Origin of the sequence: Actinomadura litoris (assembly GCF_009733595.1) — a bacterium.
GTDB classification, from domain to species: Bacteria; Actinomycetota; Actinomycetes; order Streptosporangiales; family Streptosporangiaceae; genus Spirillospora; species Spirillospora litoris.
The window spans coordinates 424,075-448,395 of record NZ_WOFH01000004.1; the positions used below are offsets into that span (position 1 = coordinate 424,075).

At 76.2% G+C, this 24,321-nt stretch carries 30 protein-coding genes; 17 read left to right on the top strand and 13 right to left on the bottom strand.

Annotated elements, in window-relative coordinates:
• The first annotated feature begins 215 nt into the window (after positions 1–215).
• Complete coding sequence (locus tag GNZ18_RS13340) at positions 216–899, top strand: class I SAM-dependent methyltransferase (RefSeq protein WP_308166234.1); 684 nt, start codon at positions 216–218, stop codon at positions 897–899.
• 14 nt (positions 900–913) lie between these two features.
• Here the strand turns inward: GNZ18_RS13340 and GNZ18_RS13345 are convergent, their stop codons facing one another.
• On the bottom strand, positions 914–1,471 hold the full coding sequence (locus tag GNZ18_RS13345) for a CGNR zinc finger domain-containing protein (RefSeq protein ID WP_156216675.1): 558 nt from the start codon (positions 1,469–1,471) through the stop codon (positions 914–916).
• Between the two features lie 75 nt (positions 1,472–1,546).
• Here GNZ18_RS13345 and GNZ18_RS13350 point away from each other — a divergent pair, with 75 nt between their 5' ends.
• The 6 genes from GNZ18_RS13350 (at position 1,547) to GNZ18_RS13375 (ending at position 6,320) form a co-directional block, all read left to right on the top strand.
• Positions 1,547–1,960 carry a carboxymuconolactone decarboxylase family protein gene (locus tag GNZ18_RS13350; RefSeq protein WP_173390757.1) on the top strand — a complete coding sequence of 138 codons (414 nt, stop codon included), beginning with the start codon at positions 1,547–1,549 and terminating at the stop codon, positions 1,958–1,960.
• Positions 1,957–2,886 (top strand): phosphotriesterase family protein, encoded by a 930-nt coding sequence (locus GNZ18_RS13355; RefSeq protein ID WP_216651272.1) that lies wholly within the window; start codon positions 1,957–1,959, stop codon positions 2,884–2,886. The genes GNZ18_RS13350 and GNZ18_RS13355 overlap by 4 nt, the downstream gene beginning before the upstream one ends.
• A 79-nt stretch (positions 2,887–2,965) precedes the next feature.
• A complete protein-coding gene (locus GNZ18_RS13360; RefSeq protein WP_156216678.1) occupies positions 2,966–3,544 on the top strand; it encodes a hypothetical protein in 579 nt (192 codons plus the stop codon).
• Between the two features lie 142 nt (positions 3,545–3,686).
• On the top strand, positions 3,687–4,532 hold the full coding sequence (locus GNZ18_RS13365) for a DUF4097 family beta strand repeat-containing protein (protein WP_156216680.1): 846 nt from the start codon (positions 3,687–3,689) through the stop codon (positions 4,530–4,532).
• Positions 4,533–4,560: 28 nt separating this feature from the next.
• Positions 4,561–5,520 (top strand): ATP-binding cassette domain-containing protein, encoded by a 960-nt coding sequence (locus tag GNZ18_RS13370; protein WP_156216682.1) that lies wholly within the window; start codon positions 4,561–4,563, stop codon positions 5,518–5,520.
• Positions 5,517–6,320 (top strand): ABC transporter permease, encoded by an 804-nt coding sequence (locus tag GNZ18_RS13375; RefSeq protein ID WP_156216685.1) that lies wholly within the window; start codon positions 5,517–5,519, stop codon positions 6,318–6,320. The genes GNZ18_RS13370 and GNZ18_RS13375 overlap by 4 nt, the downstream gene beginning before the upstream one ends.
• Positions 6,321–6,444: 124 nt before the next feature.
• Here GNZ18_RS13375 and GNZ18_RS13380 read toward each other — a convergent pair whose 3' ends face one another.
• Positions 6,445–6,663 carry an EF-hand domain-containing protein gene (locus GNZ18_RS13380; protein WP_156216687.1) on the bottom strand — a complete coding sequence of 73 codons (219 nt, stop codon included), beginning with the start codon at positions 6,661–6,663 and terminating at the stop codon, positions 6,445–6,447.
• Positions 6,664–6,770: 107 nt separating this feature from the next.
• Between GNZ18_RS13380 and GNZ18_RS13385 the strand changes: the two genes are divergently transcribed.
• Both GNZ18_RS13385 and GNZ18_RS13390 read left to right on the top strand, forming a co-directional pair.
• On the top strand, positions 6,771–7,580 hold the full coding sequence (locus GNZ18_RS13385; RefSeq protein WP_214619296.1) for a glycerophosphodiester phosphodiesterase family protein: 810 nt from the start codon (positions 6,771–6,773) through the stop codon (positions 7,578–7,580).
• Positions 7,581–7,685: 105 nt separating this feature from the next.
• On the top strand, positions 7,686–8,201 hold the full coding sequence (locus tag GNZ18_RS13390) for a DUF4240 domain-containing protein (protein ID WP_156216692.1): 516 nt from the start codon (positions 7,686–7,688) through the stop codon (positions 8,199–8,201).
• Positions 8,202–8,217: 16 nt separating this feature from the next.
• Here the strand turns inward: GNZ18_RS13390 and GNZ18_RS13395 are convergent, their stop codons facing one another.
• Together GNZ18_RS13395 and GNZ18_RS13400 are read right to left on the bottom strand one after the other, a co-directional pair.
• On the bottom strand, positions 8,218–8,550 hold the full coding sequence (locus tag GNZ18_RS13395) for a branched-chain amino acid transport AzlD family protein (RefSeq protein ID WP_312874487.1): 333 nt from the start codon (positions 8,548–8,550) through the stop codon (positions 8,218–8,220).
• Between the two features lie 119 nt (positions 8,551–8,669).
• A complete protein-coding gene (locus GNZ18_RS13400) occupies positions 8,670–9,365 on the bottom strand; it encodes an AzlC family ABC transporter permease (RefSeq protein WP_156216696.1) in 696 nt (231 codons plus the stop codon).
• Positions 9,366–9,428: 63 nt separating this feature from the next.
• On the opposite strand from GNZ18_RS13400, the gene GNZ18_RS43645 reads away from it, so the two are divergent.
• Positions 9,429–9,887, top strand: a complete 459-nt coding sequence (locus tag GNZ18_RS43645) for an Lrp/AsnC family transcriptional regulator (RefSeq protein ID WP_312874488.1) — start codon at positions 9,429–9,431, stop codon at positions 9,885–9,887.
• A 10-nt stretch (positions 9,888–9,897) separates the two neighbouring features.
• On the opposite strand, the gene GNZ18_RS13410 is transcribed toward GNZ18_RS43645, so the two are convergent.
• On the bottom strand, positions 9,898–10,590 hold the full coding sequence (locus tag GNZ18_RS13410) for a response regulator (protein WP_156216698.1): 693 nt from the start codon (positions 10,588–10,590) through the stop codon (positions 9,898–9,900).
• Entirely contained in the window at positions 10,578–11,783 is a 1,206-nt protein-coding gene (locus GNZ18_RS43650) for a sensor histidine kinase (RefSeq protein WP_312874489.1), read from the bottom strand. Before GNZ18_RS43650 ends, GNZ18_RS13410 begins: the two co-directional genes overlap by 13 nt.
• A gap of 173 nt (positions 11,784–11,956) precedes the next feature.
• Here GNZ18_RS43650 and GNZ18_RS13420 point away from each other — a divergent pair, with 173 nt between their 5' ends.
• Complete coding sequence (locus GNZ18_RS13420; protein WP_156216700.1) at positions 11,957–13,252, top strand: alpha/beta hydrolase; 1,296 nt, start codon at positions 11,957–11,959, stop codon at positions 13,250–13,252.
• Here GNZ18_RS13420 and GNZ18_RS13425 read toward each other — a convergent pair.
• Positions 13,134–13,430, bottom strand: a complete 297-nt coding sequence (locus GNZ18_RS13425; protein WP_156216702.1) for a type II toxin-antitoxin system Phd/YefM family antitoxin — start codon at positions 13,428–13,430, stop codon at positions 13,134–13,136. The two genes, GNZ18_RS13420 and GNZ18_RS13425, sit on opposite strands and share 119 nt — an antisense overlap.
• Before the next feature lie 284 nt (positions 13,431–13,714).
• Between GNZ18_RS13425 and GNZ18_RS13430 the strand changes: the two genes are divergently transcribed.
• From GNZ18_RS13430 to GNZ18_RS13440, 3 genes are all read left to right on the top strand, one after another.
• Complete coding sequence (locus GNZ18_RS13430) at positions 13,715–14,242, top strand: ClpP family protease (RefSeq protein ID WP_246249831.1); 528 nt, start codon at positions 13,715–13,717, stop codon at positions 14,240–14,242.
• Entirely contained in the window at positions 14,239–14,880 is a 642-nt protein-coding gene (locus tag GNZ18_RS13435) for an ATP-dependent Clp protease proteolytic subunit (protein ID WP_312874491.1), read from the top strand. Before GNZ18_RS13430 ends, GNZ18_RS13435 begins: the two co-directional genes overlap by 4 nt.
• Before the next feature lie 153 nt (positions 14,881–15,033).
• Positions 15,034–15,378 carry an RNA polymerase-binding protein RbpA gene (locus tag GNZ18_RS13440; RefSeq protein ID WP_156217007.1) on the top strand — a complete coding sequence of 115 codons (345 nt, stop codon included), beginning with the start codon at positions 15,034–15,036 and terminating at the stop codon, positions 15,376–15,378.
• A gap of 148 nt (positions 15,379–15,526) precedes the next feature.
• On the opposite strand, the gene GNZ18_RS13445 is transcribed toward GNZ18_RS13440, so the two are convergent.
• Positions 15,527–16,210 (bottom strand): response regulator, encoded by a 684-nt coding sequence (locus GNZ18_RS13445; RefSeq protein ID WP_156216704.1) that lies wholly within the window; start codon positions 16,208–16,210, stop codon positions 15,527–15,529.
• Positions 16,207–17,187: a sensor histidine kinase gene (locus GNZ18_RS42130; protein ID WP_216651273.1), complete on the bottom strand. Its 981-nt coding sequence runs from the start codon at positions 17,185–17,187 to the stop codon at positions 16,207–16,209. The genes GNZ18_RS13445 and GNZ18_RS42130 overlap by 4 nt, the downstream gene beginning before the upstream one ends.
• A 248-nt stretch (positions 17,188–17,435) precedes the next feature.
• Here GNZ18_RS42130 and GNZ18_RS13455 point away from each other — a divergent pair, with 248 nt between their 5' ends.
• Genes GNZ18_RS13455 through GNZ18_RS13465 form a run of 3 tightly spaced genes read left to right on the top strand, consistent with a single transcriptional unit; the run spans position 17,436 to position 20,577 of the window.
• Positions 17,436–18,365: an ABC transporter ATP-binding protein gene (locus GNZ18_RS13455; protein ID WP_156216707.1), complete on the top strand. Its 930-nt coding sequence runs from the start codon at positions 17,436–17,438 to the stop codon at positions 18,363–18,365.
• Complete coding sequence (locus GNZ18_RS13460; protein ID WP_216651274.1) at positions 18,362–19,792, top strand: DUF1349 domain-containing protein; 1,431 nt, start codon at positions 18,362–18,364, stop codon at positions 19,790–19,792. Before GNZ18_RS13455 ends, GNZ18_RS13460 begins: the two co-directional genes overlap by 4 nt.
• The gene (locus GNZ18_RS13465) at positions 19,789–20,577 is read left to right on the top strand and encodes an ABC transporter permease (protein ID WP_312874492.1); all 789 of its coding nucleotides are present in this window, start codon (positions 19,789–19,791) and stop codon (positions 20,575–20,577) included. Before GNZ18_RS13460 ends, GNZ18_RS13465 begins: the two co-directional genes overlap by 4 nt.
• A 10-nt stretch (positions 20,578–20,587) precedes the next feature.
• On the opposite strand, the gene GNZ18_RS13470 is transcribed toward GNZ18_RS13465, so the two are convergent.
• The 4 genes from GNZ18_RS13470 to lnt all read right to left on the bottom strand — a co-directional run bounded on the left by GNZ18_RS13470 (position 20,588) and on the right by lnt (position 24,266).
• Entirely contained in the window at positions 20,588–20,746 is a 159-nt protein-coding gene (locus tag GNZ18_RS13470; RefSeq protein WP_156216709.1) for a hypothetical protein, read from the bottom strand.
• A gap of 365 nt (positions 20,747–21,111) precedes the next feature.
• A complete protein-coding gene (locus GNZ18_RS13475) occupies positions 21,112–21,681 on the bottom strand; it encodes an FxsA family protein (RefSeq protein WP_156216712.1) in 570 nt (189 codons plus the stop codon).
• A 117-nt stretch (positions 21,682–21,798) separates the two neighbouring features.
• Entirely contained in the window at positions 21,799–22,545 is a 747-nt protein-coding gene (locus GNZ18_RS13480) for a polyprenol monophosphomannose synthase (protein ID WP_156216713.1), read from the bottom strand.
• A gap of 5 nt (positions 22,546–22,550) precedes the next feature.
• On the bottom strand, positions 22,551–24,266 hold the full coding sequence (gene lnt / locus GNZ18_RS13485; RefSeq protein WP_156216714.1) for an apolipoprotein N-acyltransferase: 1,716 nt from the start codon (positions 24,264–24,266) through the stop codon (positions 22,551–22,553).
• Positions 24,267–24,321: the final 55 nt, after the last annotated feature.

Consider the following 24,321-nt stretch of genomic DNA (forward strand, 5'->3'; position numbering starts at 1 on the left):
CCCCGCGCCGCGCTCATCGACCGGCACGGGCCCCGCCGCGCGCTCCCCCCATGGCCGCCGCCTACACCCTCACCCTCGCCGCCCTCCCCGCCGCCCTCCTCCTCGGAGTTGCCGGAACGGCAACAAAAATTGCCGGAAAGCCGCCCCGGCCGCGACCATCGGAGGGACCGGGGGCCCACGCCGTGAGCCCGCGACCTCACGCCAAGGAGACCACCGTGACCGAAGAGACCGTCGGCGAGCAGACCCCGGCCGGGGACGGCGCCGACCCGGCCGAGTTCTGGGACGCCCGCTACGCCGAGAGCGACCGGATCTGGAGCGGCGACCCCAACATCGTCCTCGTCCGCGAGACGGCGGCGCTGCCGCCCGGCACCGCCCTGGACCTCGGCTGCGGCGAGGGCGCCGACGCCGTCTGGCTCGCCGGACGCGGCTGGCGCGTCACCGCCACCGACGTCTCCCGCGTCGCGCTGGAGCGCGCCGCCCGGCACGCCGCCGACGCCGGGGTCGCCGACCGCGTCGACCTCCAGCGGCACGACCTCGCCGTGTCCTTCCCCGCCGGGACCTACGACCTGGTCTCCGCGCAGTTCCTGCACTCCCCCGCCCCGCTGCCGCGCGAGGAGGTCCTGCGCGCCGCCGCGGCCGCCGTCGCGCCCGGCGGCACCCTGCTGATCACCGGGCACGCCGGGCTGCCGCCCTGGGAGCAGCACGAGCACGGCCACGAGCACGGCCACGGCCACCACGCCGTCGACCTGCCCACGCCCGAGGAGGTCCTGGCGTCCCTGCGGCTCCCGGAGGGGGAGTGGGAGGTCCAGCTCGCCGAGGAGCACCCGCGCGTCCAGAACGGACCCGACGGCAGGCCCGCCACCCGCACCGACAACGTCCTCAAACTCCGCCGCCTCTGACCGGGGCGGGCCGGTCAGCCGGCGGCGGCCTCGCGGCGGGCGCGCAGCGCGCGGACCCGGCCCCGGGACGCGCACGCCGGCGAGGGGCACCAGCGGCGCCGCCCCGGCGGGTCGGTGAACACGCCCCGGCAGTCGGGCTCCGGGCAGACCTTCAGCGCGCGGCGGTCCGCGCCGGTCAGGTGGTCGGCGGCCTGCCGGGCGATCCGCGCCAGGGCGGCGAGCGTGGTCGCGGGCGGCTCGCGCCGCAGCCGCCCGCCGGCGACGAACCGGATCGGCTCCTCGTGCCCGGCCAGGAACCCCTCCAGCGCGGCGACGGCGTCCCGGGGCGGCGGGTCCTCCCGCACGGCCGCCAGGGCCAGCACCCGCAGCATCTCCCGGACGCCCACCGCCGCCTCCAGATCCGCGGCGGCGGGCGGGGCCTGCGGGGCCAGGTCGCAGCGCTCCAGCCACAGCGCCAGCCGCCCGGGGTCGCCGATCCGCTCCACCGGCGCCGCGCTGAAGCTGCGGCCCTTGGTGGCGAGCAGGTCCAGCCACACCGCGCCGCAGTCGAAGCGGAACTCCTCCGTCCCCATCCCGCGAGTGTAACGCTCTGCCCGTTACAACTGATAGCGTTCACGTAACGACTCGACCGTTACGGAGGTTCGGCGATGGACCTGGAACCCACCCGGCTCGACCGCGCCGCCGGGTACCGGATGCTCGACCGCCTCCAGGACGAGGCCACCCGCGAGGCCACCCTGCCCGGCCTGGACGCCGCCGCGCCGGGGTTCGCCGACTGGATCGTCACCGCGCTGTTCGGCGGCACCTACCAGCGCCCCGGGCTGTCCCCCCGCGACCGGCAGCTGCTCAACCTGGCCGCGCTCACCGCCCTCGGCGGCGTCGACCCCCAGCTCACCGGCCACGTGCGCACCTGCCTGCGGATCGGTATGACCCGCCGGGAGATCACCGAGACCTTCGTCCACCTCGCCCCCTACATCGGGGTCCCCAAGGCGCTGGCCGGGCTGCGGGTCGCCACGGCCGCGCTGGAGGACGCGGCGCCGGCGGACGAGGGCGCCGCTCCGTGACCGGCGACACCGCGCGCGGGCCCGTCGCGGCCGTCCGCACCGTCCTGGGCGACGTCCCGCCCGGGAGCCTCGGCGTCTGCGACTCCCACGACCACCTGTTCCTCACCACCCCCGCGCTGCCCGGCCAGGAACTGGACGACCCGCGCGCCGCCCGCGCCGAGCTCGCCGCCTTCGCCGCGCACGGCGGCCGCGCCATCGTCCAGTGGACGCCCTGGGGCATGGGCCGGCGCCTGGGCGACCTGCCCGCCCTGTCCCGCGACTGCGGCGTCCACATCGTCGCCGCCACCGGCCTCCACCAGGCCCGGCACTACCGGCACGTCCCCGACGGGCTCGCCGAGCTGTTCGTCGCGGAGCTGACCGCCGGCGCCGGGCTGATCAAGGTCGCCGGGGCCTTCCACCACCTGGACGACCACGCCCGGCACGTCATGACCGCCGCCGCGCGGGCCCACCACGCCACCGGCGCCCCGATCGGCGTCCACCTGGAAGGCGGGACCGCGGCGCTGGAGACCCTCGACCACCTGTGCGGCGCTCACGGCGTCGCGCCCGAGAGGGTCGTCCTCGGCCACCTGCACCGCTTCCCCGACACCCGCCTGCACCTGCAGGCCGCGCAGGCCGGCGCCTACCTCGCCTTCGACGGCCCCTCCCGCGCCCACCACGCCGCCGACGCCCACCTCATCGACTGCCTCGCCGCGCTCGCCGGCGCGGGCCACACCGACCAGATCCTGCTCGGCGGCGACACCGTCACCGCCGCCGCGCGCTCCACCGCCGACGGGCCCGGCATGCCCTACCTGCTCACCACCCTGCGCCCCCGCGTGGCCTACGAGCTCGGCGACGACACCGCCGAGGCCATCTTCGTGCGCAACCCCGCACGCGCGTTCGCCGCGCCCTGGCCCCGGCCCCGACCCACGACCTCTGACGCCGCGTGACGCCGACCGGCGTCACGCACGGCATTGTGACGTCACTTTGCCGCTTGACATGACGTCGCGGTGACGTCATATTAGGGGCATGGATCTGCTGCCGTACGTCGAGAACCTCCGCCGCGAACTCGCCGTCGCCGCCGAGGCGGGCGGCCCGGACGCGCGGGCGCTCGCCGAGCGCCTCACCGGCCCCCTGGACTCGGCCGCCCGGCTCACCCTGCTGGAGGCGCTGTCGGCCGCCGCCGACGAGATCACCACCGACCTCGCCCCCGGCTCGGTCGAGGTGCGGCTGCGCGGCGGCGACCCCGCGTTCGTCGTGACGCCACCGCCGACGTCACCCCCCGCCGACACCGGCCACGCCTCCCCCGGCGCCGCCGAACCCGCCCGGGACGCCGTGGAGCCCCCCGCCCGCACCCCCGCAGCACCGCCCGCAGCACCGCCCGCGGCACCGCCCGCCGACGAGGGCGGCACCGCCCGCATGACGCTGCGGCTCCCCGAGCACCTCAAGACACGCGTCGAGGACGCGGCGGGCCGCCAGGGGATCTCCGTCAACGCCTGGCTCGTCCGCGCCGTCTCCGCCGCGCTCGACCCCGCCGCGCCCGCCGCGCCCGCCGACCCGGCCCCGCCGCCCCGGACCGCGCGCGACTACACCGGCTGGGTGCGCTGACCCGCCCACGCTGACCCGCCCACGCTGACCCCGGGCACGGCAGCCCGGTCACCCACCACGCCGACCCCACCGCCCGGCGCCGTCACCCATCACCCGGCCGCACCGCCGCCGGGACGCTCCGACCCATGAGGAGGGCTCCGCCATGCCCGCTTTCGCCACACCCGAACCGATCACCGCCGACCTCCAGGTCTTCCTCGGCCGCGTCCGCGTCAACGCCGCCGACCGCGCCGACACCGTCGTGGAGGTCCGGCCCAGCGACCCCTCCAGCGAGGCGAGCGTCCAGGCCGCCGAACGCACCGTCGTCGAGTTCTCCGCCGGACGGCTGCTGGTCAAGAGCCCCCGCCCCAAGGCCCTGGCCCACCTGCTGCCCTGGCGCGGCTCCGTCGAGGTCACCATCGACCTGCCCGCCGGCTCCCGCGTCCGGACCGAGGGCGCCGCCGACGTCATCACCACCGGCGCGCTCGGCCACACCACCCTGCACACCTCCAACGGCGACCTGCACGTCGAGGAGGCCGGACCACTGGAGATCAAGACCTCCAACGGCGACATCACCGTCGACCGCGTCACCGGCCCCACCGAGGCCGTCACCTCCAACGGCGCCATCCGCATCGGCACCATCGAGGGCCCCGGCACCGCCAAGACCTCCACCGGCGCCATCACCGTCGCCGAGACCACCGGCGACCTCCACCTCAAGGCCGCCACCGGCGACATCAGCGTCGGCCGCGCGCTCGGCGTCCTCACCGCCAAGGCCGCGCACGGCCGCATCCGCGTCGAGACCGCCGTCAGCGGCGCCCTCCACCTGGAGAACGGCTACGGCAAGGTCGGCGTCGGCGTCGCCGAGGGCACCGCCGCCTGGCTCGACCTGCACAGCAAGAACGGCGTCGTCCGCAACACCCTGGAGGCCGCCGACGGACCCGCCACCACCGACGCGGTCGTCGAGATCCACGTCCACACCAACTACGGCGACGTCGACGTCCACCGGTCCTGACCCCGACACCCCCCGGCGAGGAGCCCCCATGACCGACGCGATCACCGCCGACCGGCTCGTCAAGAGATACGGCGACGTCACCGCCCTGGACGAGCTGAGCTTCACCGTCCCCACCGGAACCGTCCTCGCCCTCCTCGGGCCCAACGGCGCCGGCAAGACCACCACCGTCCGCGTCCTGACCACGCTGCTGCGCCCCGACGCCGGCCGCGCCACCGTCGCCGGATGCGACATCGCCCGCGACGCCCGCCGCCTGCGCGCCCGCATCGGCCTGTCCGGCCAGTACGCCGCCGTCGACGAGCACCTCACCGGCGCCGAGAACCTGGAGATGATCGGACGCCTCTACCACCTCGGCGCCGCGCGCAGCCGCGCCCGCGCCCGCGAACTCCTCGAACGCTTCGACCTCGCCGGCGCCGCCGACCGCCCCGTCAAGGGCTACTCCGGCGGCATGCGCCGCCGCATCGACCTCGCCGGCGCCCTCGTCGCCGACCCGCCCGTGCTGTTCCTGGACGAGCCCACCACCGGCCTGGACCCCCGCGCCCGCGCCGCGCTCTGGGACACCGTCGCCGAACTCGTCGCCGCCGGCACCACCCTCCTGCTCACCACCCAGTACATGGACGAGGCCGACCGCCTCGCCGACCAGATCCTCGTCGTCGACCACGGCCGCGCCATCGCCCGCGGCACCGCCGACGAGCTCAAGGACCAGGTCGGCGGCAACCGCGTCGAGCTGACCCTCACCGACCCCGCCGGCCTCGACGCCGCCGCCCAGGCGCTCGCCTGGCACGCCGTCGGCGCCCTGCGCACCGCCCCCGAGTCCCTGCGGGTCACCGCCCCCGTCACCGACGGGCCCGAGGCGCTCCGCCACGTCCTCGGCGCCCTCGCCGACGCCCGCGTCACCGTCCGGGACGCCGGGATGCGGCGCCCCACCCTCGACGACGTCTACCTCACCCTCACCGGAAACCCCGCCGCCGGGCAGGAGGCCGCCCGATGAACGCCCTCACCCTCCCCTTCGCCGACGGCTGGACGATCGCCCGCCGCAACACCCTGAAGATCCGGCGCTCCCCCGACCTGATCGGCTCGGCGATCATGTTCCCGATCGTGTTCGTGCTGATGTTCGCCTACGTGTTCGGCAGCGTCATCGACGTCCCCGGCATGTCCTACCGGGAGTTCCTGCTCCCCGGCATCTTCGTCCAGGCCGTCCTGATGAGCGCGCAGATCACCGGCTACGCCCTCACCCTGGACCTGCGCAACGGCATCTTCGACCGGTTCCGCTCCCTGCCCATGGCGCCCTCCGCGGTGCTCATCGGGCAGACCGTCAGCGACCTGCTGATGAACCTCGCCGGCCTCACCGTCATGGCCCTCATGGGCCTGCTCGTCGGCTGGCGCGTGCACACCCCGCCCCACGAGGCCGCCCTCGGCTTCGGGCTGCTGCTGCTGTTCGCCTACGCCTTCTCCTGGGTCACCGCGACCGTCGCGCTGGCGCTGCGCACCCCCGAGAGCTTCAACAACACCGCCACCACGGTGTCGTTCCCGCTCATGTTCATCTCCAACGCCTTCCTCGACAGCTCCGAACTGCCCACCCCGCTGCGCGTCGCCGCCGAGTGGAACCCCGTCTCCACCTTCACCGCCGCCGCCCGCGAACTGTTCGGCAACACCAGCGCCGCGATGGACACCTCCGGCGCCTGGCCCATGCAGCACCCCGTCCCGGCCTCGCTGCTGTGGATCGCCGCCATGCTCGCCGTGTTCGTCCCCCTCGCGACCCGCCTCTACAGCCGGACCGTCGGCACCTGACCGGCCCCCGCCGGCGCCCCACCGCCCCACCCCGCCGCCCCCGCGCCCGCCCGACCACGGCGGCCGGGGGACAGGTGGGGTGCGAGCGTCTCCGCCCACCGGCGCAGGCGCCCGCCGCGCCGGCTCAGCGGGCGGTGCCCTCCATCAGCGCCGCGAACTCCTCCAGCGAGATCTTCCCGTCGTGGTTGCGGTCGGCCGCCACGACCACCTCCACCGCCCGCGTCTCGGTGATCCGCTCCCCCAGCGCCCGCATCAGGTTCTTCAGCTCCGCCGTCGAGATGTAGCCGTCGCCGTCCACGTCCACCAGCTCGAACGTCGCCCGGTACTCCTCCGCGTTCGCCATCGCCAGCTCCTCGAATGATCGAAAATGGGAGCGTCGACGGTAACACCGCCCACCGCCTTTACACAGTAAGGTCCAGGTGGGCCGCGGGCTCCGCCATAATCGGTCGAGTGCGCCGCCCGTACGCCTTCCTCGACCACCCCGGCCCCATCCCCTTCGCCCACCGCGGCGGAGCCGGCGGCCGCCCCGAGAACTCCATGGCCGCCTTCCAGCGCGCCGCCGACCTCGGCTACCGCTACTTCGAGACCGACGCCCACGCCACCGCCGACGGCGTCGTCGTCGCCTTCCACGACCGCACCCTGGACCGCGTCACCGGCCACACCGGCGCCATCGCCCGCCTCCCCTACGCCGAGGTCGCCAAGGCGCGCATCGGCGGCACCGAGCCCATCCCCCGCCTGGAGGAGATCCTCGGCTCCTTCCCCGACGCCCGCGTCAACATCGACCTCAAGGACGCCCCCGTCATCGGCCCCCTCGCCGAGGTCCTGCACCGCACCGCCGCCTGGGACCGGGTGTGCATCACCTCCTTCTCCACCCGCCGCCTCGCGCAGATGCGCGCCCGCCTCCCCCTGTTCACCGACCGGGACGTGTGCACCGCGCTCGGCCCCCGCGGCCTCATGGCGCTGCGCGCCCGCTCCTACGGCGGGCCCGCCGCCAAGCTCGTCCGCCTCGCCGCCACCGGCGTCGCCTGCGCCCAGGTCCCCTACGGCCTCGGCCCCGTCCCCTTCGTCACCGAGGCGTTCGTCGAGCACGCCCACCAACTCGGCCTGAAGGTCCACGCCTGGACGGTCAACGACCCCGCCGCCATGGAGCGCCTCCTGGACCTCGGCGTCGACGGCATCATGACCGACGAGCTGGTCACCCTCCGCCACGTCATGGCCGCGCGCGGCCTGTGGCCCCACGCCGCCCCCCGCGACGACTGACCCCCTCCCGCCCGCGCGGTGTCGGTCCCACCTGCTTGGATCAGGCGATCGGATCACGGCGCCCGGCACGGGCCCGGTGAGCGTGCGAGCGCGGAGGAGCGGCGGATGAACGACGAGACGCGGCTGTGGGAGATGCTGGAGGCGGCGTGGGCGCCGCTGGGCCCCGAGGTCGGCCAGGCCCGGCGGGCACTCGCCCGGCGGACCCCCGAACCCGGGGAGGACCTCTACGGCAAGCCGCCCCTCTCCTTGGTCGAGAACGCCCTGAAGGCGTTCCTGGACAACCTCGCCGAGCTGAGCCGGGACCTGTCCTCGGAGGAGCTCACCGGCCTCGACCGGGCGGTCGAGCGGCTGCTGTTCGACATCGACCGCGCCGAGATCCACGCCGTCACCGACGGCTCCGACGACGGCTTCCTGTACGCGCGCGGCTTCATCGTCGCGCTCGGCCGGGAGTTCTACACCGCCGTGAACCGCGACCCGCGCGTCGCGATCCTGGACGCCGAGTGCGAACGCCTGTGCTACTTCTTCTTCCACGCGCACAACGAGCGGTTCGGGGACTTCCCCGACACCGGCTCGGGCATCTCCCGCGAGACCTGCTCCAACCGCGAGGGATGGCCCACCTGACGCGTGCCGGTCCCGCTCAGGGAGCGAAGACGGTGCTGCACAGCGCCACGTGGAGGGCGGTGCCGCCCAGGATCGACAGGACGGCGTCGCGCCTCCACAGGTGCGCCGCCACCGTGAACGCGAGCGCGAGCGCCGCGGGCACCGCCCGGCCCGGGACGCCCGGGTCCAGGTCCCGAAGCGTGTAGACGGCGAGGATCACCATCACGCCCACCGGCATCGCCGCGCCCAGGTAGGCCGGCAGCGGGCTGGAGCGCAGCGGCGCGAGCACGGCGAACGGCAGCGCGCGCAGGCCCCACGTCACCGCGACGGCGGTCGCGACGGCGGCCAGCAGATATCCGGTGTCGGGCACGGGCACCTCCAAGGTCGGACACGGGCGGGTCGAGGGGCGGGTTCGGGGGACGGGGCCGGCAGGCAGATCTAGGGACGGGTCCCGGGGGCGGGGCCGGCAGGCGGGGCCGAGGGGGCGGATCAGGGGCGGGCGCGTCCCAGGGCGCGGCGGGCCAGGAGGGCGGCGGTGAACAGCGCGAAGGCGGCCAGGAGCATCTGCCCCGGCAGGACCAGCCGCGCCGCCAGCGCGCACACCCCCGCCAGCACCGCGCCCGCCACGTCGCGCCGCCCCGGCTCGGGCGCGCGGAAGGCGTCCAGGGCCAGGACGGTGAACAGCGCCGTCACCGCGAAGTCCAGGCCGGCGACCCGAGCGGGGACGACCGTCCCGAGCAGCGCCCCGGCCGTCGCGCCGCCCGCCCAGTACAGGTGGACGAACGCCTGGAGGCGCAGGATGCGCCGCCCGCCGAAGGACGCCGCCCGCGTGCCCGCCGCGACCGCGTACGCCTCGTCCGACAGCGCGAACGTGCCATAGACCTTGCCGAGCCGCCCCCGGACGCGGTGCAGCGGGAACGACAGCGCGTAGAAGACGTGCCGGAAGTTGACCAGGAACGCCGTCACCGCGATCGTCCCCAGCGGCGCCGACGCCAGCACCAGGCCGAGGAACAGGAACTCCAGCGAACCGGCGTAGATCAGGCCCGAGAACACGCTCGCCCACCACCACGCGAGCCCCGAATGCGCGACCAGCACCCCGAACGCCATCCCCATCGGGACGGCGCCGAGCCCTACCGGGCCCGAGTCCTCCAACCCCTGGCGCAACCCTCGACGCAGCGTCACCATACAGGCAATTCTAGGAAAGATCACGCCTCATATGGTTTCGAAAAATGACCCTAGAATCGCAGCGTGAGCAATGAATATGAACTCGACGCCGTTGATCGTGAAATCTTGTTCCACCTACAACGGGACGGCCGGTTGACCAACGTGGAGCTGGCCCGGCGGGTCGGGCTGACGCCGCCGCCCTGCCTGCGCCGGGTGCGGCGGCTGGAGGAGGCCGGGGTCATCACCGGCTACCGGGCCCGCGTCGACCCCGAGGCGACCGGGCGCGGGCTGGAGGTGCTGGTGTCCATCGAGGTGTCGGTCAGCGACCTGCGGACGCTGGAGGGGCTGGAGGCCGCGATCTCCGCGTGCGAGGAGGTCGTGGAGTTCCGCCGCGTGTTCGGCGCCCCCGACTACCACCTGCGCGTGCTGGTCGCCGACTACGCCGCCTACGAGACCTTCCAGACCACCAAGATCATCTGTATTCCGGGGGTGGCGCGGGTGATCTCCCAGCCCACCATGAAGAAGATCAAGGTGACCGACTGAGCGGGACCGGTCAGGCCAGCCCGGCGTCGTGGGCGAGCAGCGCGATCTGGGTGCGGTTGTCCAGGCCCAGCTTGTCCAGGACGTGCGAGACGTGCGCCTTCACCGTCGCGACCGTCATGAACAGCTCCGCCGCGATCTCGGCGTTGCTGCCGCCGCGCGCCACCGCCACGGCCACCTCGCCCTCGCGCGGGCTCAGCGCCGCCAGCGCCTCGCGCGCCCGCTCGTAGGCGCCCGCCTGCACCGCCGCGCGCTCCATCAGCCGCCGCGTCACCCGGGGCGAGAGGATCGGCTCGCCCTCGGCGACCCGCCGCACCGCCTGGACGATCCGGTCCGGGGGCGTGTCCTTCAGCAGGAACCCGCCGGCGCCCGCCCGCAGCGCCCGCAGGATGTTCTCGTCGGCGTCGAACGTGGTCAGCACGATCACCTCCGGCGGGTCGGGGCGGCGGCGCAGCCGGACCGTCGCGGTGATCCCGTCCACCCCGGGCATCCGCAGGTCCATCAGCACCACGTCCGGGGCGAGGGCGTCGGCGGCGGCGGGCACCTCCGCGCCGTCGGCGGCCTCCCCCACCACCCGGATGCCGTGGACGCCGTCCAGCATCATCGCCAGGCCCGCGCGGACGAGCGCGTCGTCGTCGACGACCAGCACCCGCAACGGACGATCCGAGGAGGTCTGACCAGGTTCGGAGGCGTTCACGCGGGCCATGGTAGCCAGGCCCGCACCCGGAACTCCCCGGACGCCGTGCCGTGGTCCAGCCGCCCGCCGGCCAGCCGCACCCGCTCGGTCAGCCCGACCAGGCCCGTGCCCGAGCCCGGCACGGCCGGCCCGGCGGCCGCCGGATCCGGCAGCGGGTTGCTGATGGCGATCTCCAGCCGGTCGCCGGGGCGGCCCTCCAGCGCAACCCGGACGGGCTGCCCCGCCGCGTGCTTGCGGGCGTTGGTCAGCCCCTCCTGGACGACCCGGTAGGCCGTGCGTCCCGCCGCGGCGGGCAGCGCGTCCGGGTCCACGACGCGGTCGCTGAGCCGGACCCGCCCGCCCGCGTCGCGGGACTCGGCCACCAGCCGCGGCAGGTCGGCCAGCACCGGCTGCGGCCGCCCGCCGGCCGCGCCGTCGCCGCCGTCGCCGCCGTCCTCGCCGTCGTCGTCGGAGCGCAGCAGCAGGATCACCTCGCGCAGCTCGTCCAGCGCCTGGTGCGCGCCCGCGCGCACGACGCCCGCCGCGCGCGCCAGCTTCTCCGGCGGCGCGTCCGGACGGTACTCCAGCGCCCCCGCGTAGGTCGCCAGCAGCGACAGCCGGTGCGCGAGGACGTCGTGCATCTCCCGGGCGATCCGCGTCCGCTCCAGCATGCGCGCCTCGGCCACCCGCCGCCCCTGCTCGGCCTCGGCCCGCGCCGCGCGCTCGCGCAGCGAGGCCACCAGCGCCCGCCGCGCCCGCGCCAGCGCGCCCCAGCCGACCAGCGCCCCGTAGGCGACCGTGATCAGCCCCAGCCACCAGGCGTAGGAGATGCCGCCGTTCGGCCGCCACAGGCCCTGCACCGCGTGGGCCGCCACGCCCGCCGCCGCCAGCGCCGCCGCGACCGGGAACCGGCGCCGCTCGGCCGCCCACAGCGCCCCGAGCGTCGCGGGCGGGGTCGCCGCCGGGGACAGCGCCGCCAGCACCGCGAGCGCCAGCGCGCCCGGCACCGGGCGGCGCGCCACGACCGGCAGCAGCGCGCACCCCGCCGCACCGGCGGCGAGGTCGGCCGCCATGACCGCGCCCACGACGCCGGACTGGCACCGCGCCCACACCGTCACCGCGACCAGCACGACCATCGCCGTGGCCGCGGTCGCGACCACGCGGCCCCGCACGCCCTCCGGGCGGCCCCCGGGCGGCGCGTCGCTGAGGATCTCGCTGTTCACGGGCCCAAGCTAGCCGCCGGACGGCCGCGCCCGGCACCTACCAAAGTCGAACCCGCCCCCCGTCCCCCGGCTGACCGGCCGCCGACGCCCGCCCGATGCGCGGCCCGTCCCGTCCCGGCGAGGCTGCTCCGCATGAGTCACCCCCAGGAGCACCACCGAAGGAGCGAGGCCCCATGCCGTACGGGTATCTGATCACCGTGGCGGTCACGGGATGGTTCGTGTTCTTCGCGCTCGTCCCGCTGCACGGCCGGTTCCTCGGCCGGATCAGCTTCCGCTCCGGCCTGGTCGTCAGCGAACTGCCGTTCGCGGCGCTGGCCTGGCTGTCGCTGTGGACGGCCGTCGCTGCCGCGCAGGGCGACCTCGCCGCCCCCGCCGCCCAGGCGGTCGCCGCGGCGGCGTCCGCGGCGGGCATCGCGCTCGTCGCCATCGCCCGCCGCTCCGCCCGCGCGCGGCCCGTCATCGACCAGGCGCTGGCCGCGGGCCTGGGCGTCCCCGCCGCGACCGCGCCGCTCACCTGGCGGCGGCGCGCCGCGCTGCTGCTGGCGCCCCTGCCGGTCCGGCCCCTCCATGTCCGGCGCGTCAGGAACATCGCCTACGGGCCCGCCGGCGAGCGGAACCTCCTCGACGTCCACCACCACCGGTCCCGCCCGGCGGGCGGGCCCGTCCTGATCCACCTGCACGGCGGCGGGTTCACCGGCGGGCGCAAGGGACGCGAGGCGCGGCTGCTGACGCACCGCCTCGCCGGCCGGGGATGGGTGTGCATCAGCGCCACCTACCGGCTGCGGCCCGGGTCCCGCTACCCCGACCCCCTCGTCGACACCAAGCGGATCATCGCGTGGGCCCGCGCGCACGCGGGCGAGTACGGCGCCGACCCGTCCATGGTGGTCGTGTCGGGCAGCTCCGCCGGGGCGCACCTGGCCGCCATGGCCGCCTTCACCCAGGGCGACCCCGCCCTCCAGCCGGGCTTCGAGGACGCCGACACCTCCGTCGCCGCCGCGGTCTGCCTGTACGGGTACTACGGCGAGGTCTACGAGGACGGCCCCGCGACCTCGGCGCTGGAACACGTCCACGACGGCGCGCCGCCGTTCCTCGTCGCGCACGGCGACCACGACACCTGCATGCCCGTGGACGAGGCCCGCGCGTTCGCCGGGCGGCTGCGCGCCGCGTCCCGCGCCCCGGTCGTCTACGCCGAACTGCCCGGCGCGCAGCACTGCTTCGACCTGTTCCGCTCGCCGCGCTTCGAGGCGCTGGTGGACGGGATCGAGGTCTTCACCGCCCACGCCCTGGCGGGGGACGCCGGGGACGCCGGGGCCCGCAGGGGCGAGGCGGACGGGGACGAGGCAGGCGGGGTCAGCGGCCGAAGCCCGGCGGACGGGGCGGGCCGCCGGGGCGGTACTCCGCCGCGATCCGCAGCGGCGAGGGCTGCGGGCGCTCGGCCGGCGGCGCCGCCGCCGGGCCGCTCTGGGTGAGGTCCAGCCGCCCGGCGCGCAGGCTCTCCAGCAGTTCGAGGTCCTCCGCCGACACCAGGGCGGCCATGACCTTCCCGCGGCGGGTCAGCGCGACGCGCTCGCCCGTGTAGGCGACCCGGTTCACCAGGTCGGCGAACTCCTTGCGTGCCTCGGTCACCGGCTTTTCCACGCTGTTCATCGTATAGCGAACTCCCCTGGTCCTCCCCCGGCGGCGGCTGTACTCTCCGTAAACGTACACAGCGTACGTTCTGTACAGTTGATCTTGAGGAGGCCCCGGTGTTGCACACACCCGGCAAGGACCGACCCGGACACGCCTGGACGGCGGGCACGGCGGGCCCGGTGGGCCCGGTGGGCCCGCCCCCGCCGACCGAGGCGGCCGGCCGCGCCGAGACCTACGTCGGCCGGTCGTGGGCGAAGGTCGCCGAGGCGCCCCGGCTCGCCGAGGCGCAGCTCTCGGAGCGGCTGCTCGCGCAGCGCATCGTGTTCCTCGGGTCGGAGATCGACGACCAGGTCGCCAACCGCGTGAACGCGCAGCTGCTGCTGCTCGCCGCGCACGACGCCGACCGCGACATCACGATCTACATCAACTCCCCCGGCGGCGTGGTCGACGCCGGGATGGCGATCTACGACATGATGCAGTTCGTCCCCAACGACGTCTCGACGGTCGCGATGGGCATGGCCGCCTCCATGGGCCAGACGCTGCTGTGCGCGGGCACGGCGGGCAAGCGGTTCGCGCTGCGGCACGCCCGGGTGATGATGCACCAGCCGCACGGCGGGATCGGCGGCACCGCGTCCGACATCAAGATCCAGGCCGAGCAGTCGGTGTACCTCAAGCGGATCCTCGCCGAGCGGACCGCGTTCCACACCGGGCAGCCGGTGGAGCGCATCGAGGCCGACGCCGACCGCGACCGCTGGTTCACCGCCGAGCAGGCCCGCGAGTACGGCTTCGTCGACCACGTGATCGACAGCACCGACCGGGTGGGCTCGTGACCGGCGGAGTGTACGGCGGGGTCTATGGCGGGGTCTACGGCGAGCAGGGCCGCTACGTCGTCCCCTCCTTCGTCGAGCGGACGGCCTACGGGGTCAAGGAGATGACCCCCTACAACAAGATGTTCGAGGACCGCATCATCTTCCTCGGCACGCCCGTGGACGACACCAGCGCCAACGACGTCACCGCGCAGCTGCTCGCGCTGGAGGGGATGGACCCCGAGCGTCCCATCGCCCTCTACATCAACTCGCCCGGCGGGTCGCTGACGGCGATGCTGGCGATCCACGACACGATGCAGTACATCCGGCCGCCGGTCGAGACGACCTGCCTCGGGCAGGCCGCGTCGGCCGCGGCGGTCCTGCTCGCCGCGGGCCAGCCCGGCAAGCGGGCCGCGCTGGCACGGTCTCGGATCATGCTGCACGAGCCGTCGATCGAGGTGTCCCGGGGCCAGTCCAGCGACCTGGAGATCCAGGCGCGGGAGGTGCTGCGGCTGCGCGAGCAGACCGACGCGATCGTGGCCGCCGCGACCGGCCGCGACCCCGCGACCGTCCGCCGCGACCTGGACCGGGACCGCTACTTCACCGCCGAGGAGGCCCGCGAGTACGGCCTGATCGACGAGGTCCTCACCACCCGGGTCTAGCGCCCGCCCGGACGGGCGGCACGGGGGCCCGCGCGGGAGCGGCGGCAGGCGAACCGAAACGGCAGGGTTGGATCGCGCCGGGACCGGGAATCTTGTCACCGCAATCAGCGTTGGTCAGGGCAAGACCGTAAGCCGTCTGGGAGGCACGTGACGATGGCCGAGCGCGCACTTCGCGGCACCCGGCTCGGAGCGACGAGCTACGAGAACGATCGCAACACCGATCTGGCCCCTCGGCAAGAGGTGGATTATAACTGCACCAAGGGCCACCGGTTCACCGTGACGCTCGCCGCCGAGGCCGAGGTGCCGATGACATGGGAATGCCGCAGCTGCGGCGCCACCGCCCTGCGGGTGGACGGCGAACTGCCCCAGGCCAAGAAGGGGAAGCCGCCGCGCACCCACTGGGACATGCTCATGGAACGCCGGACGCTCGAAGACCTGGAGGAGGTCCTGGCCGAACGCCTGGAGATCCTGCGCGCTGGGCGCAGGAAGTCCGCGTGATCGGCTGAGCGCCTCGCGGGACGGGCCCGCACCGCCGGCAGGGGCGGTGCGGGCCCTTCCCCTGTCCGGCCCCCCTGTCCGGACCCCCTGTCCGGACCCCCTGTCCGGACCCCCTGTCCGCACCCGGGTAGGCGCCTGGCGTCAGCGGTCAGCGGCCGCCGAGGCGGGGCAGCACCAGCCCGGTCTCGTAGGCGGCCACCACCGCCTGCACGCGGTCGCGGAGCCCGAGCTTGCGCAGGACGCGGCTGACGTGGGTCTTGACCGTCTCCTCCCCGACCACCAGCCGCGCCGCGATCTCGGCGTTGGTCAGGCCCTCGGCGACCAGCCGCAGCACCTCGGTCTCGCGCGGGGTCAGCGCGTCCAGCGCCGCCGAGGGCGGGCGGGGCCGCAGCCGCGCGAACTCCCCGATGAGCCGGCGGGTGACGGCGGGCGCCAGCAGCGCCTCGCCCGCCGCGACGACCCGCACCGCGTCGAACAGCCGCTCGGTGGTCACGTCCTTCAGCAGGAACCCGCTGGCGCCCGCGACCAGCGCGTCATAGACGTGCTCGTCCAGGTCGAACGTGGTCAGCATCAGCACCCGGGGCGCGTCCGCGGCGGCGGTGATCCGCCGGGTGGCCTCGATGCCGTCCATCACCGGCATCCGCACGTCCATCAGCACCACGTCGGGACGGTGCTCGCGGCACGCGGCGACCGCCGCGGCGCCGTCGGCGGCGGTCCCGGCGACGACCAGGTCGGGCTGGGTGCCCAGCAGCGCCCCGAACCCGGCGCGGACGACCTCCTGGTCGTCGGCCACCACGATCCGCACCGGCCGGGAGTCCTCCGCGCCGGTCATGGAAGGGTCCCCGCGGCGTCCGGTCCGAGCGGGAGGCGGGCCCGGACGAGGAAGCCGCCGACCGGCCCCGGCCCCGTGCTCAGCTCCCCGCCCACCGCCGCGGCCCGCTCCCGCATGCCGAGCAGCCCGAGCCCGCCGCGCGCGGGCGCGCCCGGCGGCGGCCCCGGGCCGTTGTCGCGGACGCTGACCAGCAGCGCGTCCCCCGCGTAGTCGATCTCGACGTCGACGGCGGCGCCGGGCGCGTGCCGGCGCGCGTTGGTCAGCGCCTCCTGGACGATCCGGTACGCGGTCAGCTCCACGCCCGGGTCCAGCGCGGCGACCCGGCCCCGGACGATCAGCCGGCCGCCCGCCGCGCCCGCGTCGCGGACCTCGTCGACCAGCTCCAGGAGCTGCTGGATGCCGGGCTGCGGGCGGCGGGTGGGCTCGCCGCCCGCGTCCTCGCGCAGCACCCCCAGCAGCCGCCGCATCTCCGCCAGCGCCGTCCGGGCGGTGTCGCCGATGGCCAGCAGCCGCCGCGCGCCCTCCTCGGGCATGCCGGGGACGGCCAGCCGCGCCGCCTCCGCCTGCACGGGGATCATCGAGATGTGGTGCGCGACGACGTCGTGCAGCTCCCGGGCGATCCGGGCGCGCTCACCGCGCGCGGTGTGCTCCAGCAGCGTGTGCTCGAACGCGCGGCGGGACTCCTCGCGCGCGGCGGCCGCGGCGCGGCGGCGGCCGACGCGGCGGCGGGCCGGCACCGTCCAGGCGGCGGCCAGCGCCCCGACCCCGGCGAGCGCCGGGCCCCGCTCCAGCACCGACACCGGCACGACCGCGGCGGTGATCATGACGGCGGCGGCGAGGTCGCGGTCGCGGGCCAGCGCGAGCGGCAGCGTCGCGCACACCGCCAGCAGGATCGCCGGCGGCAGCAGCACCCCCGAGTCACCGGCGCGCACCACCGCCTCGCCCACCCCGGCCGCCGCGAGCACGATCCCGGCCACCGGCCACTCCCACACGCCCCTCTCCGACGGAAACGACCGGAACGGCCGGAACGGCCGCCGTCTCCCAGGTTGTGCGCGCACGCTGCCATTGTGGCGTCTCCCGGAGCGCGCGGTCGTCCCTCCGGCGGGGGACGGCGGCGCCGGGACGTCCCCCGCCCCGGGGACGGCTCCTCCCCCGTCCCCGGGCGGGCAGGACGGCTCCGCCGCGTGACGACCCGGCGGCCCCGGGGTCCGTAGCCTCCCGTGGCATGGAGGCAACCATCGAAGTGCGGGGGCTCCGCAAACGGTTCGGGCCGAGGCTCGCCGTGGACGGCCTGTCGTTCACCGCCGCGCCCGGCCTGGTCACCGGGTTCGTCGGCCCCAACGGCGCAGGGAAGTCCACCACGATGCGGATGATCCTCGGCCTGGACCGGCCCGACGAGGGCGCCGCGCTGGTCGGCGGGCGGCCCTACCGGTCGCTGCGGACCCCGCTGTGCCATCTCGGCGCGATGCTGGACGCGTCGGCCGTGCACCCCGCGCGGCGCGCCCGCGACCACCTGCGGTGGCTCGCCCACGCGAACGGGATCCCGGCCCGCCGGGTCGGGGAGGTGATCGAGCTGGCCGGGCTGGGGAGCGTGGCGAACCGTCCCGCCGGGGGGTTCTCGCTCGGGATGCGGCAGCGGCTCGGGATCGCCGCCGCGCTGCTGGGCGACCCGCCCGCGCTGATGTTCGACGAGCCGGTGAACGGCCTGGACCCCGAGGGGGTCGCCTGGATCCGGGGGCTGCTGCGGTCGCTGGCCGCGCAGGGCCGCGCGGTGCTGGTCTCCAGCCACCTGATGAGCGAGCTGGAGGGCGGCGCCGACCACCTCGTGGTGATCGGCCGGGGCCGCGTCATCGCCGACACCGGCGTCGCCGAGCTGCTGGCCGCCGCGTCCGGCGGGCGGACCGAGCTGCGCACCCCCGACCGGCAGCGCGCGATGACGGCGCTGGCCCGCGAGGGCGCCGAGGTCGCGGCGGCCGAGCGGGACGCGGTGACGGTGTCCGGGCTGCCCGCCGAGCGGATCATCGAGGTGCTCACCGCCGCGCGGGTGCCCTTCACCGGGATCGCCGAGCACCGCGCGACGCTGGAGGAGGCCTACATGGAGCTGACCCGCGACGCGGTGGAGTTCCGGGCCGGCACCGGCGGGGAGGCGCTGTGACCGCCCCCTACCGCAGCACCGTCCTGGCCGACGCCCGCGACGGGTTCGGGCGGCTGCTGGCCGCCGAGTGGACCAAGCTGGCGACCGTCCCCCGCTGGCGGCTGGCGCTCGCGGCGTCGGTGCTGCTGACCGTCGCGGTCGCGGTGCTGACCGCCGCCGGGTCGCAGACCACCGGCGGCGGCGGCCCGCCCGCACGGCTGCGGCCGCTCTCCGACCAGGGCCGCATCACCTACCAGATGCTGCCCGGCGACGGCGCCCTCACCGCCCGCGTCACCGCGCAGGGGGGCGGGGGCGGCTGGGCCAAGGCCGGCCTCATCATCAGGGCGGACCTGCGGCCCGGCACCCCCTACGCCGCGATCGCGGTGACGCCGGGCCACGGCGTCCGGCTGCTGAGCGGCTACCGCGACGGCGGCCCCGGCGGCGCGCCCGGTACGCCGCCGGCCTGGCTGCGGCTGACCCGCGCCGGGACGACCGTGACCGGATACGCCTCCCCCGACGGCCGGACGTGGCGGCGCGTGGGCGCGGTGGAGCTCGACGCGCCGGGCCCGGCCGCGGCGGGACTGTTCGTCGCGGCACCCGACCGGGTCGAGGTGCAGCGGCAGTTCGGCGGGGAGAGCATCTCCGGGACCCCCGCCGACACCCGCGCCTCCTTCGACAACGTCACCCTCACCGCCGCCGGGGGCGCGCCGGTGACCGGGCCGTGGCGCGACCGGGGCGGCGCCGGGGGGCCCGCAGCGCCCGACCCCGGCGGGACGACCCGGACCGGCGGGACCGTCACCCTCGCCGGGTCCGGCGACATCGGGCCCGACGCGTTCGCCGACGACGTCACCCGCACCACCCTCACCGGCGCGCTGGTCGGGCAGGCCGCGATCGTCGCGCTCGCCGTGCTGTTCGTCACCGCCGAGTACCGGCGCGCCACGATCCGCCTCACGCTCGCCGCCAGCCCCCGCCGGGGCCGGGTGCTGGCCGCCAAGGCGACCGTGGTCGGGCTCGCGGTGCTGGCCGCCGGGCTCGCCGCCGCGTTCGGCTCGCTGCTGGCCGCCCGCCCGGTGCTGCGCGCGCACGGGACGGAGCCGCCGCCGCTGACCGACCCGGCGGTGCTGCGCGCCGCCGTCGGCACCGCCGTGCTCATGGCCGTCGTCGCGGTGCTCGGGGTCGCGACCGCCACGATCCTGCGGCGCGGCGCCCCCGCGATCACGCTGGTGCTGCTGGTGCTGCTCGTCCCGCAGATCGTCGCGACGGGCCTGCCGGTCGCGGCGGCGCGGTGGCTGCAGCGGCTCACCCCGGCCGCCGGGTTCGCCGTGCAGCACACCGTCCGCCGCTACGACACCCCGATCGGCGCGTTCGCCGGGCTCGGCGTGCTGTGCCTGTACACCGCCGCCGCGCTCGCCGCCGCGGCCTGGCTGCTCAGGCGGCGGGACGCGTGAGCCGCGCCCTGCACGCCGAGTGGACCAAGCTGCGGACGCTGCCGAGCACCGGATGGCTGCTGGCCGCGCTGGCCGCCGTGACCGTGCTGGTCGGCGCCGCCGTCACCGGCGCCGTCGACACCTCGCACTGCGCCACCCCCGCCGGATGCGCGGAGGACACCCCGCGCCTGGCGCTGTCGGGGGTGCGGATCGCGCAGGTCGCCGCCGTCGCCCTCGGGGCGCTGGCGGTCGGCGGCGAGTACGCGGCCGGGACGATCGGCGCGACGCTCACCGCCGTCCCCCGCCGGGTCACGGTGCTGGCCGCCAAGGCCGCCGTCGTCTCCGGCGCGGTCGCCGCGTCCGGGACGGCGGGGGTCCTCGGCGCGGTCGCGGCCGGGCGGCTGATCCTGCCGCGCAACGGGTTCACCCCCGAGCACGGCTACCCGCTGCTGTCCCCGGCCGACGGCGCCACCGCCCGCGCCGCGTTCGGGACCGTGCTCTACCTCGTGCTGACCGCCCTGCTCGCGCTCGGCGCCGGGGCCGCGCTGCGCGACTCCGCCGCCGCGATCACGGCGGTGCTGGCGCTGCTGTGGATCGTCCCGGTGCTCGCCTCGCTCGTCGCCGACGACACCTGGCAGCGGCGGCTGGACCGGTTCGCGCCGATGACCGCCGGGCTCGCCGTCCAGTCGACGCGGTCGCTGGAGCGGCTGCCGATCGGCCCGTGGGCCGGGCTGGGCGTGCTGGCCGCCTACGCGGTCGCGGCGCTGCTGGCCGGGGGCGCCCGGTTCGCCGCCCGCGACGCGTGATCCACGGGCGTCAGGACGCGGCGGCGGCCAGGTCGGCGAGCGCCTCCGAGGCGGTGACCGGGTCGAGGTCCCCGAACGGGCGCCCGGCGCGTCCCGGGGGCCAGCGGCCGTCCTCGGGACGGTCGTCCAGCCGGATCTCCGCGAGCCGCCGGTCGCCGCCCTCGTCCACCCGCCCGACCGGGACCCCCGGATCGAGGCGGGCGCCGCGACCACGGCCGCGCCCCGGGCGTCGGCGGCGCCCGCCAGGTGGGCGCGCGCCGCCTCGGCCATCCCCGGGTCGACGCCGGGCCGGTCGGCGAGGCGCGACGCGGCGTCCAGGTCGCGGACGCGTGCGCGCGGCGCCGGGCCCGCGGACCGGTCGATCCTGACGGCGGGTCCGGGGACGCCGCCGCGCCGGGGATAGGAGCGGCGGCGCCAGGAGCCGGGGATCACGAGGGCGTCCTCGTCCGCGGCCGGGCGGACGTGATCGTCCATGGCGCCCCACCGTAGGGCAGGGCCACGACACCGACCCGGTGTTCGGAAGTTGGGGGTCGCTCAGGTGCGGGACGGGCTGCCGCCGCCCTCTGCGGAGTCGGCGGGCTCGTCGTGGACGACCTCGCCGCGCACGACCGGGCCGCTCGGCTCAGGACCCGCCTCGCGCCCGCCGTCCCGGGACGGGCCGAACGGGCCGCCCCGCAGGTCGCCCAGCCCGCCGATGCCGCCGATGCCGGGCGGGTACGCGGCGGCCCGCGCCTCCATGCGCCGGACCCGCCGCTCGGCGAACCGGACCAGGCCCCGCCGCACCAGCGGACGGGTGAAGGGCAGCACGAACGCCAGTCCCAGCACGTCGGTGACGAACCCGGGGGTCAGCAGCAGCACACCGCCGATCATGACCAGCGCGGCGTCCGCGAGTTCCCGGTCGGGCATCACGCCGCGGCCGAAGGTCTCCTGCAGCACCCGCCACGCGCGGCGGCCCTCGCGCCGCACGATCCAGCCGCCCAGCAGGGTCTCGGCGACCAGCAGCGCGATCGTCGGCGCCGCACCGATCTCCTGGCCGACCTGGATGATCACATAGATCTCCACGACCGGCAGCAGCAGGAACGCCAGGACCAGTACGAGCAGCATGGCTCCATCTTCGGGTAGCGGAACGTCCTCTGCCCTCTTCAACGCCGGAACGGCCCCGAAGTTTCCCCCCGGGGCGGCGGGAGACCGGCGGGAGCGGAAGATCGGCGGGGGCGGGGGTCAGCGGGGGCGGCGCAGGCGGCCGGTGCGGTCGGCCATCCCCCACTGGGTGATCCGCAGCGCCGCCTCGGCCATCACGTCCCGGCTCATCTTGCTGGTGCCGTGGACGCGCTCGACGAAGGTGATCGGCACCTCCACGACCCGCAGGCCCTGCCGCAGCGCTCGCAGCGCCAGGTCGATCTGGAAGCAGTAGCCGCGCGACTCCACGCCCTCCAGGTCGATCTTCTCCAGTGTCGCCGCGCGGAAGGCCCGGTAGCCGCCGGTGGCGTCGTGCAGGGGGAAGCCCAGCATCAGCCGGGCGTAGGTGTTGGCGCCCCGCGACAGCGCCTCGCGGCGCTTGGGCCAGTTCAGCACCTTGCCGCCGGGCACCCACCGGGCGCCGATCACCAGGTCGGCGTCCTCCAGCGCGGCGAGCAGCCGCGGCAACTCCTCGGGCTGGTGAGAGCCGTCGGCGTCCATCTCCACCATGACGTCGTAGCCGTGCTCGGCCGCCCAGCCGAACCCGGCGATGTAGGCGGCGCCCAGCCCGTCCTTGCCGGTGCGGTGCAGCACCTTCACCTGGTCGTCGGCCTCGGCGAGGGCGTCGGCGAGCTCACCGGTGCCGTCGGGGCTGGCGTCGTCGACGACCAGCACGTCCACCGGCGGCACGGCGGCCCGCACGCGGCCGACGATGTCCTCGATGTTGTCCCGCTCGTTGTAGGTCGGGATGATCACGAGCACCCGGCCCAGGTCGGCTGGGATCTCCATCGGCGTCAATTCCCCTCGTTCTTTCTCGACGATGACCACGCCGCCGCGCAGACCGCCCCGAGGCCCAGCGCCGCGAGGACCCACTCGGGCGCCTCGCCCAGCCGGTCCGACAGCGTCCGGGACGTGCGCGCCGGCACCCGGGCGACCTGGATGTCGGGGACGAACTCGCGTGACCGGGCGACCATCCGGCCGTCCGGCGCGACGATCGCGCTGATGCCGCTCGTCGCGGCAACCAAGATCGTACGGCCATGTTCGACGGCGCGCAGCCGGGACATCGCGATCTGCTGCGGCGGCAGGCTGGTGCGGCCGTAGGTGGCGTTGTTGGTCTGGACGACCAGGACGTCGCCGCGCGAGACGTCCCGGACCTCCTTGTCGTAGGCGACCTCGAAGCAGATCACGTCGCCGATGTCGACCGGGCCGAGCCGCATCACGCCCGACCGCTTCCCGCGGGCGAAGTCGCGCGGGATCCGCTCGAACCGCGTGATCAGCTTGGTGAGGACGTCGCGGAACGGGATGTACTCCCCGAAGGGGACCGGGTGCCGCTTGACGTAGTAGTCGCCGGGGCCGGTGCGCGGGTCCCAGACGATGCCGCGGTTCTCGACCTTCTCGCCGTCGGGGGTGTCGGTGAGCGCCCCGACCAGCACGGGCACGCCGATGTCGCGGACGGCGCCGTCGATCGCGGCGTAGGCGTCGGACTCCTTGTAGGGGTCCAGGTCGCTGGCGTTCTCCGGCCACACCACCAGCTCGGGCCTGGCGACCTTCCCGGCGCGGACCCGCTCGGCCAGCTCGTGGGTGCGCTGGACGTGGTTGTTCAGGACGGCCTTGCGCTGGCCGAGGAAGTCGAGCCCGAGCCGTGGCACGTTCCCCTGGATCACCGCGACGGTGACGGGCCGCCCGGCGGTGGGGGTGGGGATCAGCGCGCCGCCGCCGACGACCGCCGCGATCCCGGCGAGGGCGAGCGCGACCGGCGCGGCGGCGCGGCGCGCCCAGGCGGCCGGTCCGCCGGGCGTCCCGGCGTCCTCGGAGCCGGCGCCAGGGCCTGCGTCGGGGCCTGCGTCGCGACGGGCGTCGGGACGGATGGCGGGGCGGGCGCGCAGGACGGCGACGGCGGCGTAGGCGAGCAGCTCGCCGGTCAGCGCGGTCAGGAACGACACCAGCGGCGCGCCGCCGAGGGAGGCGAAGTGCGTCAGCGGGGTCGCGGTCTGGCTGAAGGCCAGCCGTGCCCAGGGGAACCCGCCGAAGGGGAACCGCCCCCGCAGCGCCTCGTCGGCGACCCACAGCCCGGCCGTCCACACCGGCCAGCCGGGCAGCCGGGTGAGGACCGCGATCCCGGCGCCGAGCGGCAGGAAGTAGGCGGCCTGGACGAGGCTGAGCAGGATCCACCCGTCCGGGCCGATCTTGATGATGCCGTCCAGGACGGGCAGGAAGAACGCGGCGCCGCCGACGAACCCGAGCCACGCGCCGGTGCGGGGCGCCTGCCCGCGCAGCGCGAGGGTGAGCAGCGCGACGCCGACCGGGGCGAGCGGAGTGAGGTCGGCGGGCGGGAACGCCGGCCACATGACCAGCCCGGCGGCCAGGGCGAGGAGGGTGCGGGGCCAGCCCGCGCGGCCTCCGCCGCGCACGCGCGCCAGGCGTCCGCGCAGCCGCGCCAGGCGCCCCGGAGCCGCGCCCTCGCCCGGCGCGGCGGCCGGGGGGCGTTCCGGGAGGGTCTCCTGGGCCAACTCGACACCTCGTTCGCTCGGTCTGCTCGCGGGAACGCTACCGGCCCGCGCGCGC